Source organism: Methanimicrococcus hongohii, from assembly GCF_032594095.1.
In the GTDB taxonomy this organism is placed as follows: domain Archaea; phylum Halobacteriota; class Methanosarcinia; order Methanosarcinales; family Methanosarcinaceae; genus Methanimicrococcus; species Methanimicrococcus hongohii.
The window spans coordinates 1,427,695-1,446,987 of sequence record NZ_CP131059.1; the positions used below are offsets into that span (position 1 = coordinate 1,427,695).

Genomic DNA, 19,293 nt, shown 5'->3' on the forward strand with positions numbered 1-19,293 from the left:
AAATAAAAATGAAAAAGAAAAAAGACGATGCTTCAGACTTTTTTCGGCATCGTTTCATTTTAAAAATTTAAACAAATTTAAAAAAAATTAAAAATTTTAAAAAATTAAAACAAATTGTGTGCCTGACGAAGAATAATTTCATCCTCATCATCACGCTTTTCCATATTCATGCGGTAACAGAAGAATGCAATTGCAATCATGAATGTGAGAATGATGACAGGCTGCACCTCTTCATCTTCTTCAAATCCGCCCATTTGACTTCCGCCCTGGCCGCTGTCATCGCTTCCTCCGGATCCGGAGTCTTCTTCAGGCTCTTCCTGGTCATCAACAACAGTTCCTCCGCCGCTGCCGCCGCCACCGCCGCTGCTTCCTCCTTTGTTAACGGTTGTAAACCAAAAGACATTGATCGAATCATCCATCTTATTTCCGGCTGAATCTTCAAAATCTTTTATCGTGTAGTTGTAAGTCGTTGAATAATCCAAATCGGATGAAATTGTATATTCGATTGTCGTGTCGTTGAGCCAAATGCCCGGAACGTCCAATACGACACTGTTGTCCAATTCAACGGTTCCGGTAACAACCTGATTCATTTTTTCATTAAACGTAATAAGCACTTTATCGGTTGTGACTGATATGCCGGTTCCGTTCGGAATGACTTTGACAATATACGGTTTGTGTGTATCGGGTTCGGTTTCAAACCAATATGTTGTATTGAGATCCATTTCAGCATCATATTTGGATTTAAAGCCTGAAATTGAATAGTTGTAAGTTTCCAAATAAGTCAAATTGGACAAAGTATAATTAAGGGTCTTTTTATCAGCGTTCCATGTACCGCCTGTCAAAATTGCGCCGTTATCTAAAGTAATAGCTCCCAACTGACTTGTGTTCATTTCCATATCAAAGACAATCGTGACAGTATTCGTTGTAATCGAATGACCCGATCCGCCATTGTCGCCTTCGGGAGTGATTGTGTCAATTTCGGGCTTGGGCGCTGCTTCGGTCGTGAAATCATAAACATTAATTGAATCCGAAATGACGCCGCCTTCAACCGATTCAAAATCTTTTATTGTATAATTATAAGTTTTTGAATAAGTCAAATTGGACAAATCATAAGTGATTGTTTGATTGCCGTTGCTCCAAACACCGTTTGCCAAAACGGCGCCGTTATCTAAAGTAACAGTTCCGGGATGATTGCTGCTTGCATTCATTTCCTTGTTAAACGTAACAGAAACTTTGTCAGTTGTAATCGGGAATCCCGAACCGGAATTATCACCGACAGGCGTAACAGCAGTAATTGAAGGTCGGTCAATGGTGGTAAAATCATAAACATTGATTGAGCTATCCATTTCAGCATCATATTTGGATTTAAAGCCTGAAATTGAATAGTTGTAAGTTTCCGAATAAGTCAAATTGCTCAAAGTATAATTGAGAGTCTTTTTATCGGCGTTCCAATCACCGTTTTCCAAAATTGCGCCGTTATCCAAAACAACGGTTCCGAAATGGGTTATATTCATTTCCATATCAAAGACAATTGTCACAAGACTTGAAGTTACAGAAATGCCGGTTCCGGTCGGGCTGACACTGGAAATTTGGGGTTTCGGTGCTGCTTCTGTCGTGAAATCATAAACATTAATTGAATCCGAAATGGCGCCGCCTTCAACCGATTCAAAGTCCCTAATTGTATAATTATAAGTTTTTGAATAAGTCAAATTGGACAAATCATAAGTGATTGTTTGATTGCCGTTGCTCCAAACACCGCTTGTCAAAACGGCGCCGTTATCTAAAGTAACAGTCCCGGGATGATTGCTGCTTGCATTCATTTCCTTGTTAAACGTAACAGAAACTTTGTCAGTTGTAATCGGGAATCCCGAACCGGAATTATCACCGACAGGCGCAACAACAGTAATTGAAGGTCGGTCAATGGTGGTAAAATCATAAACATTGATTGAGCTATCCATTTCAACATCGTATGCAGATTTAAAGCCTGAAATTGAATAGTTGTAAGTTTCCGAATAAGTCAAATTGCTCAAAGTATAATTGAGAGTCTTTTTATCGGCGTTCCAAGCACCGTTTTCCAAAATTGCGCCGTTATCCAAAACAACGGTTCCGAAATGGGTTATATTCATTTCCATGTCAAAGACAATTGTCACAAGACTTGAAGTTACAGAAATGCCGGTTCCGGTCGGGCTGACACTGGAAATTTGGGGTTTCGGTGCTGCTTCTGTCGTGAAATCATAAACATTAATTGAATCCGAAATGGCGCCGCCTTCAACCGATTCAAAGTCCCTAATTGTATAATTATAAGTTTTTGAATAAGTCAAATTGGACAAATCATAAGTGATTGTTTGATTGCCGTTGCTCCAAACACCGCTTGTCAAAACGGCGCCGTTATCTAAAGTAACAGTCCCGGGATGATTGCTGCTTGCATTCATTTCCTTGTTAAACGTAACAGAAACTTTGTCAGTTGTAATCGGGAATCCCGAACCGGAATTATCACCGACAGGCGCAACAACAGTAATTGAAGGTCGGTCAATGGTGGTAAAATCATAAACATTGATTGAGCTATCCATTTCAACATCGTATGCAGATTTAAAGCCTGAAATTGAATAATTGTAAGTCGTTGAATAAGTCAAATTGCTCAAAGTATAATTGAGAGTCTTTTTATCGGCGTTCCAAGCACCGTTTTCCAAAATTGCGCCGTTATCCAAAACAACGGTTCCGAAATGACTTGTATTCATTTCCATATCAAAGACAATTGTCACAAGACTTGAAGTTACAGAAATGCCGGTTCCGGTCGGGCTGACACTGGAAATTTGGGGTTTCGGTGCTGCTTCTGTCGTGAAATCATGTTCATCAATTGAATTAACCATTACAACATCACTTGAGGAGTTGAAATCCTTAATTGTAAAGTTATAAGTCGTCGAATAAGTCAAATTAGACAAAGTATAATTGAGGGTCTTTTTATCGGCGTTCCAAGCACCGTTTTCCAAAATTGCGCCGTTATCTAAAGTAACAGTTCCGAAATGGGTTATATTCATCTCCCTGTCAAAGACAATTGTCACAAGATTTGAAGATACAAGAATACCTGTTCCGTTTGGACTGACACTGACAATTTGAGGTTCCGATGGTGCCGCTTCTGTCGTGAAATTATATTCATCCATTGAAGCATCCATCACAGCTTCATCTGAAGATTTAAAGCCTGAAACTGAATAACTGTAAGTTTTTGAATAAGTCAAATTAGACAAATCATAAGTGATTGTTTGATTGCCGTTGCTCCAAACACCGTTTGCCAAAATTGCGCCGTTATCCAAAACAACGGTTCCGAAATGGCTTGTATTCATTTCAATGTCAAAGACAATCGTGACAGTATTCGTTGTAATCGGATAACCGGAACCGCCGTTGTCGCCTTCGGGACTGACACTGACAATTTCAGGTTTGGGTGCCCACTGCGCGGTGTAAGTTTTTGTTCCAATGATCTGAATTCCATTAGCATCGGGTGTAATTATTGCATTTGTGGTATTGTCCTTCCAGCCTGTTAATACATACCCGTCTCGTGTCGGTGCAGGAATATTGATTGTATTCAAAAGTGCCCCGTATGTCACATTTTCCCGCACGATAGCGGATGTGTCACCGCCGACATTGCCGCCGTTTAGATCAAATGTGATATCAATCTGCCATTGTGCTGTGTAAGTTTTTGTAACTGTGACTGCCTCATCTGCCATATCCCCAGGCGCAATCACTGTACTTGTTGAGGTGTTGTCCACCCAACCGGTCAATATGTATCCGTCTTTTGTCGGCACAGGAACGGTGCCGTGTCCGCCCAATGTTGAAGCAGTCACATCCGACCATACGATATCGGATCCGCTGCCGCTGACATTGCCGCCGCTTAAATCATAAGTAATCGTAATAGGCACATAGTTACCGACAAGAAGAGTAAAGGTCGTAGAGTCAGTTATATTAGAATTGTTCACTCCGTTAAAGCTAATCTCACTGGACATAGATTGATAAAACTTGGTTCGATCCGAGCTGTTCGAGCCGTTAACGTATAGACCGTATATGATTATTTCATAACGGTCGCCGATCCCGTTTCTTAAATCGGAAGCACTGCGGATACTGATAGAATGATCCGTAGTATTATAGTACTTAAAGGGATATTCCGCCGTAGGATAACTGCGGGGTCCTTCCGTCGATCCTTTAATATCAAACCATTTAGTATAAAAGATGACATAACCGCCGGAGCTATCTGTCGAACTGTTATCACTGGAATAAAGCGGGTGAGTTATTTCAACGCCGATTGTAGGGGCAGGGGAGTAAACGTCCGGAACAGAGAGATCAAAAGAATGCCAACCCGGGGTTTTAGAACCCTCTGTGACAACCACACCATTCACTGTGCCTTTCACAGAAACAGGGTCTATAGGAGACATCCCGGGAACGACATTAACAAAGGTGCCCGTGATAGCAATTTTATCATTTATTGTGACGGGTATGACTGTTCCCTCATACACCCAGTTGGGGGCGTGTCCGTTTTCAGCGGTAAAACCGGTTGTGGATGGCAGAGTATATGTGTCGTCTGTGCCCCAAACACCGTATGAATTTTTAACTAATTTTATGGATTTGTTATTGACTTTTTCTTCAGATAACAAAGGATTTGACGATTGATCGAAAAAATTGACATCTACCACATAAGTACATGAGTTTTTAAAGTTGCCTATTCCGGATTTAGATGAAAAATTGTTACAATCTTCCATTGACGGAAAAATGATAGCAAGCGCATTCGTTGCACTTGTTGTACTGCCGGTGATATTAAATGCCGTTGCATTGAAGCCTGAATATGAACCGCTTCCTTCCACTGTAATTATAGTACCGTTCAGAAGATTTGCGTTATAGAACGCTTGCCTTCCGATAGTTGTAACTGATGCCGGAATCTTAAAAGACAGCTCTCCCGTGCTATTTGGAAAGAAATTATAAAACGCTCTTTCTCCTATCGTTTCAATAGTGTTTGGCAGTTCAAAAATTGCATTCGGATCGCCGCCGTTTACACGCACAAAAGTTGAATCAACAAAACCGCTGGAAGAAAAAGCAGATGTACCGATATAAGTAAGATTATTAGATAATGTAATTTCTTTTAAGCCGTAGAATGAGGAATTACCAACCTTGGTTACTGTGTTGGGAAGCGAGATCGATGTCAAATTGGTTTGCGAGGCAAAAGCAGAGTCTCCGATTTCTTCAAGAGCAGTCGTTTGAGAAAAGTCAACACTTACCACATCATACGATCTCCGCCCAGTAGGCCAACCGTTTTCAGACCCGTAATTTTTGGTAAAAGCACGGATTCCGATTGCCACAACCTTTTTGCCGTCAATCTCATCCGGAATAACGAGATTAAGATCAGCGGGTGTAATGTTGCTTCCAAATTCATTAGCATACCATGTAGCATTAATACATTTTATTGTAACTGTGCCATTAGAATTATTAGTATAATTATAAGCCTCAACCGGAAGAGTTACCGTGTCAGCAACCGCCGTGCTCGGAACAAACACAAGCAGCATAAACACAAGCAAACAAATAAAAATAAGTTTTTTTGCCGTTGTTTTCATGAGTGTCCCCCCATAACCGGCAGCCCCCCCCCCATAGGAAGAATTACCAGGTAGCGTCGACACGATTTTCGGCGTAAAAACAGAAATCAAAAACGATACGATCATTGAAAAGAAGAGAACAGATTTCTTCCGCCCAATCCCTTTTTTCAAAATAGCAGATAACATAATTATTCAACCCCAATTTAAAATATAGAAAACTGATAAATCACTTAAACAGATTATTGAATGATCTGTAGAATTTATTTTTATGACAAATGAGTATTATTATATAAAAATAGAACCATTGAAAAATTCAAAATGACAAATATAAAAAATTATAATTAATTAAATATGGAAAAAGATGAAAATAAAAAAATTAAAAGCAAAAAAATTATAAAAAACAAAATGTAAAAAAAATTATAAAAGTAAAACACAAAAAAACTATAAAAAACAAAAAGTAAAAACGAAAAGTAAAAAACAAAAAGTAAAAAACAAAAAGTAAAAAACAAAAAGTAAAAAACGAAAAGTAAAAAAACGAAAACGGACGGAAAAATTCCGCCCGCGATTAAACAAAGTCGAAACTTTGTTCTTTTTCTTATTTTTATGATTAATTAAATTTACAAGCTGTAGTTTTCGGTCTTGAAAACCGGAACTTCCTTGGTGTACTTGTCCATGCACTGTTCGATGAACTTTGCGCTCTCGGTCGGGAGTGCTGCAAGGTCTGTCTTGATCTTGTTCAAGGCGTTTGTTTCGAACTTTGTGAGAATGAGCTTACCGCTGTCAATACCTTCCTGAACGATCTGGCAGCAAACTTCTGCTGCTGCTTTGGATCTGAGGTACGGGTCGCTGCCGTTTGCGGCAATTGCTTCACCGACACGGTAGGCGTTGTCGTATGCAAGAACGTAGCCCTGGGGGTCTCTGTATTTGTCGGAGAGGGTGAGCAAGTCTCTGAGGACTTTTTCGTTGCCTGTCTTAAGAGCAGTGTTCATGAGAGCACAGTCGTAAGCGAGGGTTTCGACCCAAACCTGAACAGTTGTACCGCCGAATTCGCCGTGGTATTCGACAGATTCGTTGGACCACAAGTCACAGATCTGCATTGCAAGGTTGCCCATAACGTCGGAGTGAGCGCATGTGGATGATTTGCCTTCCTGTGAGATCGGGATACCGGCGATGCCTTTAATGATTGAGTGTTCGTAACCGCAGTCTTTACCCGGACCGGTTGCGCCTGCTTCGTATGCTGCAAGTGTTCTTGCGGCGGAAATACAGCGTGCAACGATTGCCGTTGTGTGAGCGAGGTTTTTGTCAAGGAGACCGCCTGCGATGAACATTGCGGTGTTTGCCTGTGAACAGTCTGTGTCGCCTGCCGGAACAACGTTGTTCTTCTTTGCGACATCAGCGATTTGCTGCCAGAGGAAGTCCATGTCGTTTGTACCGAGGACGCCGATTGAGAAAAGGACGCCTGCTGTGTCGTCACGAACGATGGAGTAGTCGAAAACTTCCTTTCCGCCCATTGATTCAATGGACAAAAGGTCAGCACCCTGTGCGGCGCACTGGTCGAAGGATTCCAAAATCTCGGGGGCCTTGGAGCGGAGCGCTAAATATTCACGGTCTTCTCTCAAGTCAGCGATTGTGTGTCTGAGAGCGCATTTGATACCGTATTCTTCATGGTATTCTTCCATGATGGACTTCTGGACGTGTGCCACTTCTGCGCCGACATCCGGCTTGACAGTGAGCTGCTGGACGTGTTCTGTTTCGAGAACGACTGCGGGTGCGCCGATCTGAACAAGTCTTGCCATTGCGTCTTTTGTAATTCTTTCGTATTCTTTAACGAGTGCTTCTTTGGAGACACTTGCCTGAGGTCTCGGAGCATAGTTTAATTCCGGAATTGTGTAGCCTGCACCGATTTCAAGGCCGAGGCCGGCTTTGACGGGGAACTTACATTTACCGAAGATCATTTCATCTGCATTTGCGTACGCCATTTTTGTATATCTGTTAATTGCCATTTTGTTTGCCCCCTCAGTGGAAGTGGAATTCATCTCTTAATTTACCGATGTCTGCGCCGTTCTTCAAGATGAAGTTTGCGAATTTCGGTGCTTCTGCTGCTTCTTCGCCGTAAACGCCGAGGCTGAAGCTTTCAACGAATTCCTGGTTAACAGCACCGCCGCCGCATGCGAACGGAACGTTGAATCCTTTTTCGGTGAGTTTGTCGTTGACTTCTTTGAAGGCGTACATGGTTGTTGTCATCAAAGCTGTGCCTGTGACCATGACGGGTTTGTGTTCTGCGACTGCTGCGATCACTTCGTCGGTCGGAACGTCACGGCCGAGGTCGACGACGTCAAAACCGTCTGCTCTGAGGAGCGCTGCAACGATGTTTTTACCGATGTCGTGAACGTCACCTTCTGCGACGTGGCAGACGACTGTTCCTTTTGCTTCGGGAACTTCTGCGGTCTTTGTTTTACAGTATTCTATGCCTTCGAGCATTGCGTCTGCTGACATCATCACGTTGGGGAGGAAAATGATACCCTGGTCGTAGAGAGCGGAAACGACTCCCATTCCCGGAAGAAGTGCGTCGTCGATGAGTTTGAGCGGGTCGTTGCCTGCGTCCAAAAGTGCGTCGAGTGCTTCGATAACATCGTCTTCTTCGCCGTCATAGATTGCAACAGCGACTGCTTTGTAAAGCGGGTCTTTGGGATAGAGCTGCTCTGCTGCCTCATCAGGGGTCATGGTTTTTTCCATAGCCACATTATATCTGATAAGGACGTCTGAAATATCTTCTTTTTTAAAGTCTAACATTTTATTCATCCTGCTTTAAACAAAATACACACAACCTGATTGCAGTTCGTGCAATCTATTGATTCTGTAACTTGTACAATCAAATTGATTTTGTAACTTGTACAATGACTTTTACATGACTTGTACATGAATCGTACATGAATCATACAATGAGTACAATGAGTACAATGAATCGTGAATTTTGCTCTGCTAAGCAAAATGGAAATTGCCAATATAGTAATTAAGGTTTATGCAAAAATACAAAGGCGTTGTAATAAACAACAGTGTTTTAAAATTTTAACATGTTTAGAAAATAAATTTAACATATACAGTCAAAAAACATACACTAATTACTAATATACAATACATTGAATGAAAACAGATAAAATTAAAGAAAAATTGTCTTTAAAAAATATCCTTAATTATTAAAAATGTAAAATTAAAAAATCGGTCAGAAATTTTTGACGTTTTGAATCGAAACGAAATAAATTTGCAAAGAAACTAATTGAAGGAACCCCGTCACGATTTTGACGAAAATAATTTAAAGTTTAAATTTTTAAAAATATTTTTTTGCCGCAACTCAAAAATAAATAATTACAAATTGATTCAAAAGTTAAAAATTTAAAAACGTTTGGTTCAGAAAAACGAGATTAATCGACAAAATCAGGACCATGAACTGAAATTTTTTTTGTCTTTTTTGTTTTGCATTTTTATTTTCATTTTATTTGCATTTTTATTTTATTTTTATTTTGTTTATTTTTCCATTTCATTTTGTATTTATCATAAAATCCAAACATCCGATTTTAAGAAAATTGTTGAAACCTGAACGCCCGATAAAACCCGAATCTTAAATGATTTAGATTTCGATAAAAGAAGGCGTTCCGTTTGAAGAAATTTGATGAAAACCGATGTTTCAATTGAGTTTTAGATTTAATTAAATTTTAAAAACCGCCACCGCAAGTTGAAATTCCCGTAGCGTAGCGAAGGGAATTGAGACTTGGCGGATTCTTCCCATACAAAACAAAAAATATAAAACCGCTTGATCGCGGATCGCTTTTTGGTGCCGGCAAAGTGCTGTCTTGCAACTGTCTTTTAGTGTCAGCTTCCTGCCGAGCCTGCAAGTCTGCAACTGTATTTTACTGCTGCCCGCAACAGCAAGCTGCCGCCGCCGCGCGAGCCGCACAAATTTTTCAAAAACCAACGAAAAAGCGACCCTTGATTTTATTGAAAAAAAGAGAAAAACGAACTCATAATTTTGAAAAAATAAAAAAGAAAATGAAAAGAAAAAACAAACAAATCAATCAGATTCGTTTGCTCTTTTCGGGGTTGATAAATTTCACGAAATCCGGAATCTTATCGGCCTGAATATCGTATCGCGACGTGCCGACGCCGACAAAAGAAAGTTTCGTCTCGTACGGCGTGTCCGTTCCGATTTTAAGACTTTTTTCAGTGTGCGAAACCGTAATCTGATTGTCTTTGAGACCCGTTCCCATCATTTTTTCCATGACATAATCATTTCCGACTTGAAGCGCTTTTTCATAAGCGTTTTGATAAGAAGTAAAAGTTTCACTTTGACCGTTATGGAAAACAATGAAATCAATAATCGGGACGTCACCTTCTTCGCGGGCGTTCTTTTTGACCAAAATATCCGTTCGGTAAACGCCGTTTCCGACCAAAGCGCCGACCGCGTTTCCGACATCCGAAAATTCGGGCGTTAAAACTTCGGCTTGAATCAAATTCCTGATTTCTTCGGCATACGCTTTTGATGAAGCGCCGATGAGAACGATCGGGACCGACACCGCAAATTTTGTATGATAATTGCCGGAAAGCACTTTCTCAACATCGCGTTTTGAAATTCCCGGAACCAAATAAGCCAGCAGACTGGACGTCATGTTGCGGGCGACTTGCGTTTTTGTAAAAGCCGCCAATTCTTTCGCCGATAAATGTGTCAGCCGATCAAGCTTTTGAGCGCCTTCAAGAGAAGCTTCAGCGTCCCATTCGGTATAATCACCCAAAACGTGAAGCGCGTCTGTCGGCGTAAACCCGATCAGCTGAATCAGCCTTTTTTTCACCAAAGATTCCAAAACCGATGACATCGGCATTTTTTTCCCCAAACGCTCAAACATATCCGACCAGGAAACGGGGAAATTTTTGTCGATGACATCATAAACCATATCCTCAAGCGTCGTCATTTCAATCGGCGGGAAATCCGTTTTGACATAAAAAACGGAAGGCAGAATGAATTCTGAAATATTTTTTCGCGGCGGAAGCCGTGTATTTTTCAGTTTTTCCAAAAATCCGGGATACAAAACGGCAGCGCGGCAAAGCGGCATGACACGAAGCGGACCGAGATGAATTTTGCGGTTCGGATCGTCTGTTGAAAAAACGTGACTGTCGCCGCCCGTTGCAACCGTTTCCATTCGAATCGCTTTGACACGCGTCGACCAGCCGCCGACAACAGCGCCCGATTCGTCCATTTCAGGCAAACCGTCCTGAACGAGCGCGACATCCGTGCTGGTGCCGCCGATGTCAATCATCGCGCATGTTTTTAGTCCGGAAAGGTAAGCAGCACCCATCAAACTGGCCGCGGGACCGGAAAAGATCGTTTCAATCGGCTTTTCAAGCGCTTCTTCGATGCTGACGGCTGACCCGTCGCATTTGAGCATCAGAAGCGTTGCGTTCATACCGATTCGTTCCATTTCGGAAACGATTGATTTTGTAAAATTGTATGTAATCGGAATGAGTTGAGCGTTCAAAAAAGCCGTGACGGCGCGCTCGTAAGCGCCGAGGTCTTGAGACAATTCGTGACCGCAGACAACGGGATGGCCTGTCAGTTTTAAGATTTCTTCTTTCACGCGAAGCTCGTGATCGGCGTTTCTGACGCTGAAAAGAGAAGAAACGGCAAAAGCTGAAACGCGGTCTTTGACGGAAAACGCGAATTCCCGAACTTTTTCAATATCTAACGGCTTTGATTCTTCGCCGTTGCTGTCATGTCCGCCGCTGACGATGCAATACATTTGCGCCGGCAGAACTTCGGGAATATGGTAGTCGCCGACCATGATCAAGCCGACAGGAAAGCCTTTGTTTTCCAAAATCGTGTTTGTCGAAAGCGTTGTTGAAAGCGAAACAATGCCGACATCTTTGAGTTTTTCGGAATCGAGTTTCGCGATCGAATTCTTAATTCCGCCGACGGGATCAGGATAAGTTGTCAGCGCTTTGCCCGCTTCAATGACCGAACCGTCGTCGTCTCGAATAAGAACGGCATCCGTATACGTTCCGCCCGCGTCAATTCCTAAACTGTAAGCCATTATTAAACACTCCGTTATTGTTTTTTGTTAGTTTTTGTGATATGAAAATTAATAAAAGTTTGATAAAATGCATTTAATAATAAAAATTTCCAATAATTCAAATGAGTTCCGTTCGTATTTATTTTTTATGAAAATTAAAAACAAACAAGCATGAAAGCAGAAATACAAAGCAGTGTCATGAAATTTGAAACAATTTTTGAAATAAATATGAAAATAATTTTGAGAATAATATTGAAATAATTTTTGAAATAACTTTGAAGTAACTTTTGAAGTAACTTTGAGAATATTTTTGAAATAATTTTGAAATAATTTTGAAAAAATTGAAATAATTTTTGAAATAATTTTGAGAATAATATTGAGAATAATATTGAGAATAATGTTGAAATAAAAATTGAAAGCCGAATATTAATAAATAAACGGGAGCGGAATTGCTCCCGAAAACAATTAAACACTGTTGACAATTAAAACGCAAACGCGTTCAGCACGGAAGCTTGTATCCTGTTTCGTTCAAAACGATTGTCATTGCCGTATAGAATGCGACAAGTCCCAAAATCAGGGCCAAAATGCCGGCGACCGTTGCGACAAATGCAATTCCCGTAAAGTAGAAAATTGCGGTGACGATGAAAACAAGTGTCAAGAGTGCAAAAACTGCGATCAGGAATCTGGCTTTCAATTTAATGACACCGAACAACATTGTTCCGGACAAAAGGGCCCAAACCAAAAGATAGAGACCAATACTTGTCGCGCTTGCCGGATCGGCTCCAAACGGCTCAATTAAAATGTAAGCGAAACTGATCCAAAACATGCCAAAGGCACAGAATGCAACGGTTTCAAAAGTGTTTCCTTTCTTAAAGGCCATCAGACCTGCACAGAATTGAGCGATACCGCCGACGAAAATTGACATGGAAATCAGTGCGAGCGCATCTGAAAATAATCCTAAGTCAAAGAAAGCCAGCATAATGGTTGTCATACTGAAACCTGTCAAACCGAGAGCGCCCGGCGTTGCCCATGAATCACATATTCTAACCACTTGTTCAGATTCAGACATTAATTAAATCCTCCAAAATTTCTAAACAATTTACCATATTTTTAGAGAGTATAGACTAACGAAAATCAGCCTATACGAACACACACACCAAAAAAAGCATCTGAATAACGAGATTGAAACACACACATCAATCTCATAAAAATTGCATCTTTTCGGCAATATGAATATGCGCTTCCGCTTTTATAAACTTTTCACTACAAATAAAAGAATAAAAACCGTTCGACAGCCATTGTTTTCCAATAAAAAAAGATTGTATAAACATCATCAAAAATATCAACAAATGACGATAATTCGTGTCAAAACAGTTTTGATTTTCGACAATATGCGTTTTAAAAAAATAAAGCCGTTTTAAAAAAACAAAACGAAATGAAAATAATAATCGAAAAATAACACAAATAAAAATGAAAGATGAAAATTAAAAATTGGAGAAAAATTTGAAGAAAAGAAATGATTAAAGAAAAAAATAAAAATGAAAATAATAATTGAGAACAAAATTAGAAAAATGAAAATGTTGAAAATTAATTGAAATGAAAATGTTGAAAATTAATTGAAATGAAAATGTTGAAAATTAATTGAAATGAAAATGTTGAAAATTAATTGAAATGAAATGGAAATTTAAATGAAATGAAAATTAAAAACGAAAAAAGATTGAAAAAAATAAAAATGAAAGAAAAATAAAACCGGAAATAAAACCGATTTTAAAAATCAATTTTATTGCCAAATGATTTCGTCAAGTATCGAAATTACATCGGAAGCTTGTAACCGACTTCGTTTAACACAATTGCCATTGCCGTATAGAAAGCGGCGGCGCCCAACAGAAATGCGCAGAATCCTGCGGCGAATCCGAGCGCGGGAATTACAACGAGATGGGAAGCAGCTGTCACGAAGAATGTCAAAACCAATAAGACAAAAACAACGATCAACGCTTTAACGCCCATTTTCAAAGTTCCGAGAAGTAACCCGAATCCGAAAATGCCCCAAAGAAGGAGGTAAAGCCCGAGCGAAAGGTCGCTTGCGGCGGCGGCGTTAAACGGCGCGATTAAGATGTAGGCGAAACTGAGCCAAAAAACACCAAAACCGGTGAAAGCGACTGTTTCAAATGTGTTTCCTTTTTTCCAGGCAAGCATTCCCGCCAAAAGCTGAGCCAGACCGCCGACAAAAATTGCCATGGCAATCACCGGCAGATTTTCAGGGAAAATGCCCATGTTGTGGAAACTGAGCATTAATGTCGCTAACGAAAAACCTGTCAAACCGAGCGCGCCCGGATTTCCGGTTGTGTCAGCGATTTTGATCACTTGTTCACTCATAAATAAAATTCCTCCGTTTTACGAATCTGAAGATCCGTTTTTACATATTTTACCATTGTAACAAAAATGTGTTTTTACGAATATCACTAAAAATTATGACAAAAGTCTGCCGATTCGGCAAACTGATGCACCGAAAAGAGAACACCTCTTTAAAAGTCTTTCACTCAAAAAATGATTTTTAAAACGAAGCGGGCAGGACGAATTTGTTTTAAAAAACGCGTCGGACGAATGACGAGATTAAAAACGATTATTGTCGTAAAAAAGAGACAAGAGACATGACTATTTACGACGATTTCAAACAGGCAAAAATGAGAGAATGAAAAACCGGTCTCAATTTTTATCCCTTATCTCAATCAAAAATAAAAATGCATATTCATTTTTCATTATTTTTTAAAAATTGTGCGGTTCGTTTTTCCGTCGATTTTGAAAAAATTATGCGGGTTGCGGGCGGGCAGCGTGCTGCTGCCTGTAGCAGCAGCGGGCGGCAGAGTGACAACGGAAACCTGATTGGCAAGCAGAAACGGAAACCTGTTGGCAGCAGCAACATTAAAAGACAGTTGCAGACTGGCAGGCTCAGCCGGAAGCTGACATTAAAAGACAGTCGCAAAATGCAGGAGTCGAAAAGCAATTAACAATCAGCGGTTTTGATTGTTTTGTTTCGTTTGGAAAGAATCCGCCAAGTCTCGTTTCCTCCGCTTCGCTTCGGAAACTTGAAACTGCGTTTCAAGTCCGGTTCGCCGCTTCGCGCCGCCCGGAACTCAACTTGCGGGGGCGGTTTTTGAAATATTATTCAATCTAAAATTAATTGAAACATCATCTTTATCAAAATTATTCAAAAATGGAACGCCTTTTTTCGATTAAATCTAACTTTTTTTAGGATTTTATCGGGCGTTCAGGTTCACCGATTTTGAATATTGGATGTTTGGGTTTCAATGTCATTCATAAAATGTAAAAAAACTGAAAATGAAAAGAAAAAAAATGAAAAATAAATAAAAAGAAAAGGAAAAAGTGAAAAAAAAGAAAAGGGGGAAAAACAAAAAATTGGATGAACAAATGTTTTTAAAATTTTATGAAACGATTTTACATCTTTTGTTTTTGAGAGAGTTACGGGATGTTTAAAGATGGATTTAAATCGGTGATATTTGAGAGTTTTTGAGTAGTGATTTTTTGGTGATAATTGATTTTTTATTTCTTTTGTTTGTTTCCAAAAACAGGAAGGCAGGAAATGAATCCTGCCAACCGTTTTATATTAAATTTTATAGTTTTAGGAAACTTAAAGGACGTAGTTTTCGGTCTTGAAAACCGGAACTTCTGCCTTGTATTTGGTCATGCATTCGTCGACGAATTTTGCTTTTTCGGTCGGGAGTGCTGCCAAGTCTTTCTTGATGCCTTCAAGCGCATTGATTTCGAATTTGGTCAAGGACAGCTTGCCGCCTTTGATACCTTCGTCGAGAATCTTACAGCATTCTTCTGCTGCTGCTTTTGCACGGAGATAGGTGTCATTTCCGTTCTTTGCGATGGCTTCACCGACACGGTAAGCGTTGTCGTATGCAAGCACATAGCCTTGCGGGTCTCTGTATTTGTCAGAGAGTGTGAGCAAGTCACGGAGGATCTTGTCGTTGCCCGTCTTAATGGCTGTGTTCATCAAAGAACAGTCATAAGCGAGGGTTTCGACCCAAACCTGAACGGTTGTTCCGCCGAATTCACCGTGGTATTCAACGGATTCATTGGACCACATGTCACAGCACTGCATGGTTAAGTTGCCCATAACATCGGAGTGAGCACAGGTAGAAGATTTACCTTCTTGCGTGATCGGGACACCGGCGATGGATTTAACGATTGTGTTTTCGTAACCGCAGTCTTTACCCGGACCGGTTGCGCCGGACTCGTATGCTGCAAGAGTTCTTGCTGCTGAAATACAGCGGGCAACGATTGCTGTCGTGTGAGCGAGGTTCTTGTCTAAGAGACCGCCTGCAATGAACATGGCCGTGTTTGCCTGTGCACAGTCTGTGTCACCTGCTGCAACTCTGCCTGTTTTCTTTGCAATGCTTGCGATGTTCTGCCAAACGAATTCCATGTCGCTTGTACCGAGAACACCGATACCGAACAAAACACCGGCGATGTCGTCACGGACAATGGCATAGTCGAAAACTTCTTTTCCGCCCATCGATTCAATGGACAGGAAGTCAGCGCCCTGCTTTGCACACTGTTCGAATGCGTCAAGCATGACATCGTTCTTCGGGCCGCGGAGAGCGAGGTAGTCTCTGTCTTCACGGATGTCACCAATCGTGTGTCTGAGACCGCATTTCACACCATATTCTTCGTGGTATTCTTCCAAGATAGATTTCTGGACATGAGCGACTTCAGCACCCCAGCTCGGGTTGTTGGACATCTGCTGAACGTGTTCTGTTTCCAAGACGACGGCGGGAGCACCGATCTGAACGATTCTTGCCATTGCGTCTTTTGTAATTCTTTCGTATTCTTTAACAAGCGCTTCTTTCGAAACACCTGCTTGGGGTCTGGGAGCGTAGTTTAATTCAGGGATCGTGTATCCTGCACCGATTTCAAGGCCTAAACCGCCTTTGACCGGGAATTTTGCTCTGCCGAAGCACATTTCGTCTGCATTTGCATATGCCATCTTTGTGTATCTGTTAACTGCCATTTTGCTGCCTCCTTAGTGGGTGTGGAATTCTTCTCTTAACTTGCCGATGTCTGCGCCGTTCTTCAAGATGAAGTTAGCGAACTTAGCGGCTTCTGCTGCTTCTTCACCGTAAACACCGAGGCTGTAGCTTTCAACGAATTCCTGATTAACGGCACCGCCGCCGCATGCGAACGGGATTTTTAAGCCTTTCTCAATCATTTTGTCGTTGACTTCTTTGAAAGCGTACATGGTTGTTGTCATCAAAGCTGTACCTGTCACCATGACCGGTTTGGCTTCTGCGACTGCTGCGACGACTTCATCGACCGGGACATCACGGCCGAGGTCAACAACATCGAAACCGTCTGCTCTTAAGAGAGCTGCGACAATGTTCTTTCCGATGTCGTGAACGTCACCTTCTGCGACGTGGCAGACGACTGTTCCTTTTGCTTCGGGAACTTCTTTGGTCTTGGATTTGCAGTAGTCTATACCCTCAAGCATGGCGTCTGCTGACATCATCACATTGGGGAGGAAAATGATACCCTGGTCATATAATGCTGAAACGACAGCCATTCCGGGCAAAAGTGCTTCATCAATGAGTTTGAGGGGTGCTTTTCCGGAATCCAAAAGTGCATCAAGAGCGTCAATGACGTCATCTTCTTCGCCTTCGTAAATTGCGACGGCGACTGCTTTTAAGAGCGGGTCTTTCGGATAGAGCTGTTCTGCTGCTTCGTCGGGGGTCATGGTTTTTTCCATGGCCACATTATATCTGACAAGGATTGTTGCGATATCTTCTTTTTTAAAGTCTAACATATTAGATTCTCCGTTTCGATCTGTATTTTACAGGAGAGCGGGGAGAACAACCACACATTCTTAAACCATTCTTAAACCGGTCCTCAGGTTTGCGTTTTAAAAGGATTTTTCAACACACACACGAATAAATCCCCTTGCTAAAACCGACATATTCTTCACAATATATCTCAGCATATATCTCATAATATATTCCGATATATCTTTACAATATAGTTTCAACACACACATTTAAAATTCAATAACACACACAATTGAATTTTATTGAGGACCAAAAGAGTTCATTAGATCAGAAGCAATTCGATTCAAAACGAGTCAATGATTTCAATGATTCGGATTAATTCATGAGTTTACTTCTTTTCTTAGAATTGATTTGGCTGTATTATATTTCCGTATTCTCCTCAGTCACGAACCATACATGCAAAAACACAAGTTATCACAATTGAGTCACACACTTGACTGTTCAATTGAATTGTATTATTGCAATAATTCTATTGGCGAATCGAAGTATATACATTAACCGCATCTTTTTTTTTCGAAGCCGAACTTTGAACTTTTTTGAAAAAAATCGGACTCAAAACAAATTAATTTAAGTCAGAGACTTCTGTTTCTGTTTTAAATATAAAAAGATGAATAGAAAAAATTGTTTTCTCCAAAAATGAACGAAAATGCGATCAAAATTTTTGATAGTTTGAACGAATAATAAATATTTAAAAAAGTATTTTTTATCAAAAAACAAATTAAAAAAATCGAAAAAAACGAATAAATTTCACCGAAAATAAGAATCGGAAGAAATGCGAGGATTAGATATTTATACCCAAAAACAACCGCCTTCGTTTTTATCAAGAGATAAGAAAATCAAAGACGAAGATTAAAATGATAAAATGGTTGTAATTTGACCCTCGAAATAGAATATTAGAGCGCATTTACATAATTTGATTCAATTCGATGCTGAAAATGAAAAAGAATGCTAAATAGAAATAAAAACGAAATAGCGAAGAAAACGATTAGAAGAACGAGCTAAAAATAAAAATGAAACAGATAAAAAATAAAAAATGAAATAGATAAAAAACATAAATAAAAAATAAATAAAAATGAATGAATAAATCAAAAAACCCAAAACATCCATTTTCAAAAAACATTGAAACCTGAACGCCCGATAAAATCCTAAAAATTAATTAGATTTAATCGAAAAAAAGGCGTTCCGTTTTTGAATAATTTTGATAAAGATGATGTTTCAATTAATTTTAGATTGAATAATATTTCAAAAACCGCCCCCGCAAGTTGAGTTCCGGGCGGCGCGAAGCGGCGAACCGGATTTGAAACGCAGTTTCAAGTTTCCGAAGCGAAGCGAGGAAACGAGACTTGGCGGATTCTTTCCATACAAAACAAAAAATGCAAAACCGCCGGTCGTAAATTGCTGTCCGGTTCCTGCAAAGTGTTTTCTTGCGACTGTCTTTTACTGCCAGCTCCCGGCTGAGCCTGCCAATCTGCAACTGTCTTTTAATGTTGCTGCTGCCAATCAGGTTGCGCTGCCACTTGAATCTGCTCTTTTTTTAGTGATCCGTTGGCATTAAATTTTGTTCGCTTCGCTCACAAAATTTCAGGTTGCAGCGGGAGGGAGGTGTTTGTTTGCAGTGGGAGTCAGGTTTCTGTTTCCGCTTGCCGGCCAGGTTTGCGTTGCCGCTCTGCCGCCGCTTCCGGCAGCCGCAGCAGCTGCCCGCCGCCGCGCGCGAGCCGCACAAATTTTTAAAAAAATTAATCGAAAAACAAATCCGTGTTTTTAAAAAAATAAAATAAAAGAGAAAAGCCGGTTTTCAAAAAGAAATCGAAAACC

12 protein-coding genes are annotated in these 19,293 nt (G+C 40.5%); 3 read left to right on the forward strand and 9 right to left on the reverse strand.

What is annotated here, in order from left to right; all coding sequences use genetic code 11:
- Positions 1-104 precede the first annotated feature (104 nt).
- The 3 genes from MmiHf6_RS06495 to mtaC (MmiHf6_RS06505) all read right to left on the reverse strand — a co-directional run bounded on the left by MmiHf6_RS06495 (position 105) and on the right by mtaC (MmiHf6_RS06505) (position 8,366).
- A complete protein-coding gene (locus tag MmiHf6_RS06495; RefSeq protein WP_316556984.1) occupies positions 105-5,759 on the reverse strand; it encodes a leucine-rich repeat protein in 5,655 nt (1,884 codons plus the stop codon).
- A gap of 431 nt (positions 5,760-6,190) precedes the next feature.
- Positions 6,191-7,576, reverse strand: a complete 1,386-nt coding sequence (mtaB, locus tag MmiHf6_RS06500; RefSeq protein ID WP_316556985.1) for a methanol--corrinoid protein co-methyltransferase MtaB — start codon at positions 7,574-7,576, stop codon at positions 6,191-6,193.
- Positions 7,577-7,589: 13 nt separating this feature from the next.
- Positions 7,590-8,366 (reverse strand): methanol--corrinoid protein MtaC, encoded by a 777-nt coding sequence (gene mtaC / locus MmiHf6_RS06505; RefSeq protein WP_316556986.1) that lies wholly within the window; start codon positions 8,364-8,366, stop codon positions 7,590-7,592.
- A 1,058-nt stretch (positions 8,367-9,424) separates the two neighbouring features.
- Between mtaC (MmiHf6_RS06505) and MmiHf6_RS06510 the strand changes: the two genes are divergently transcribed.
- The gene (locus tag MmiHf6_RS06510; RefSeq protein ID WP_316556987.1) at positions 9,425-9,598 is read left to right on the forward strand and encodes a hypothetical protein; all 174 of its coding nucleotides are present in this window, start codon (positions 9,425-9,427) and stop codon (positions 9,596-9,598) included.
- A gap of 48 nt (positions 9,599-9,646) precedes the next feature.
- On the opposite strand, the gene MmiHf6_RS06515 is transcribed toward MmiHf6_RS06510, so the two are convergent.
- From MmiHf6_RS06515 to mtaC (MmiHf6_RS06540), 6 genes are all read right to left on the reverse strand, one after another.
- Positions 9,647-11,653 (reverse strand): hydantoinase/oxoprolinase N-terminal domain-containing protein, encoded by a 2,007-nt coding sequence (locus MmiHf6_RS06515; protein ID WP_316556988.1) that lies wholly within the window; start codon positions 11,651-11,653, stop codon positions 9,647-9,649.
- Positions 11,654-12,131: 478 nt separating this feature from the next.
- Positions 12,132-12,701, reverse strand: coding sequence for an acetate uptake transporter (locus MmiHf6_RS06520; protein ID WP_316556989.1), 570 nt, complete (start codon positions 12,699-12,701; stop codon positions 12,132-12,134).
- 743 nt (positions 12,702-13,444) lie between these two features.
- Entirely contained in the window at positions 13,445-14,008 is a 564-nt protein-coding gene (locus tag MmiHf6_RS06525) for an acetate uptake transporter (RefSeq protein WP_316556990.1), read from the reverse strand.
- Between the two features lie 373 nt (positions 14,009-14,381).
- The gene (locus MmiHf6_RS06530; RefSeq protein ID WP_316556991.1) at positions 14,382-14,636 is read right to left on the reverse strand and encodes a hypothetical protein; all 255 of its coding nucleotides are present in this window, start codon (positions 14,634-14,636) and stop codon (positions 14,382-14,384) included.
- Between the two features lie 645 nt (positions 14,637-15,281).
- Positions 15,282-16,670, reverse strand: coding sequence for a methanol--corrinoid protein co-methyltransferase MtaB (gene mtaB, locus MmiHf6_RS06535; protein WP_316556992.1), 1,389 nt, complete (start codon positions 16,668-16,670; stop codon positions 15,282-15,284).
- 12 nt (positions 16,671-16,682) lie between these two features.
- Entirely contained in the window at positions 16,683-17,459 is a 777-nt protein-coding gene (mtaC, locus tag MmiHf6_RS06540; protein WP_316556993.1) for a methanol--corrinoid protein MtaC, read from the reverse strand.
- A 1,316-nt stretch (positions 17,460-18,775) separates the two neighbouring features.
- On the opposite strand from mtaC (MmiHf6_RS06540), the gene MmiHf6_RS06545 reads away from it, so the two are divergent.
- Positions 18,776-19,033, forward strand: a complete 258-nt coding sequence (locus MmiHf6_RS06545; protein WP_316556994.1) for a hypothetical protein — start codon at positions 18,776-18,778, stop codon at positions 19,031-19,033.
- On the forward strand, positions 19,024-19,209 hold the full coding sequence (locus MmiHf6_RS06550) for a hypothetical protein (protein ID WP_316556995.1): 186 nt from the start codon (positions 19,024-19,026) through the stop codon (positions 19,207-19,209). Before MmiHf6_RS06545 ends, MmiHf6_RS06550 begins: the two co-directional genes overlap by 10 nt.
- Positions 19,210-19,293: the final 84 nt, after the last annotated feature.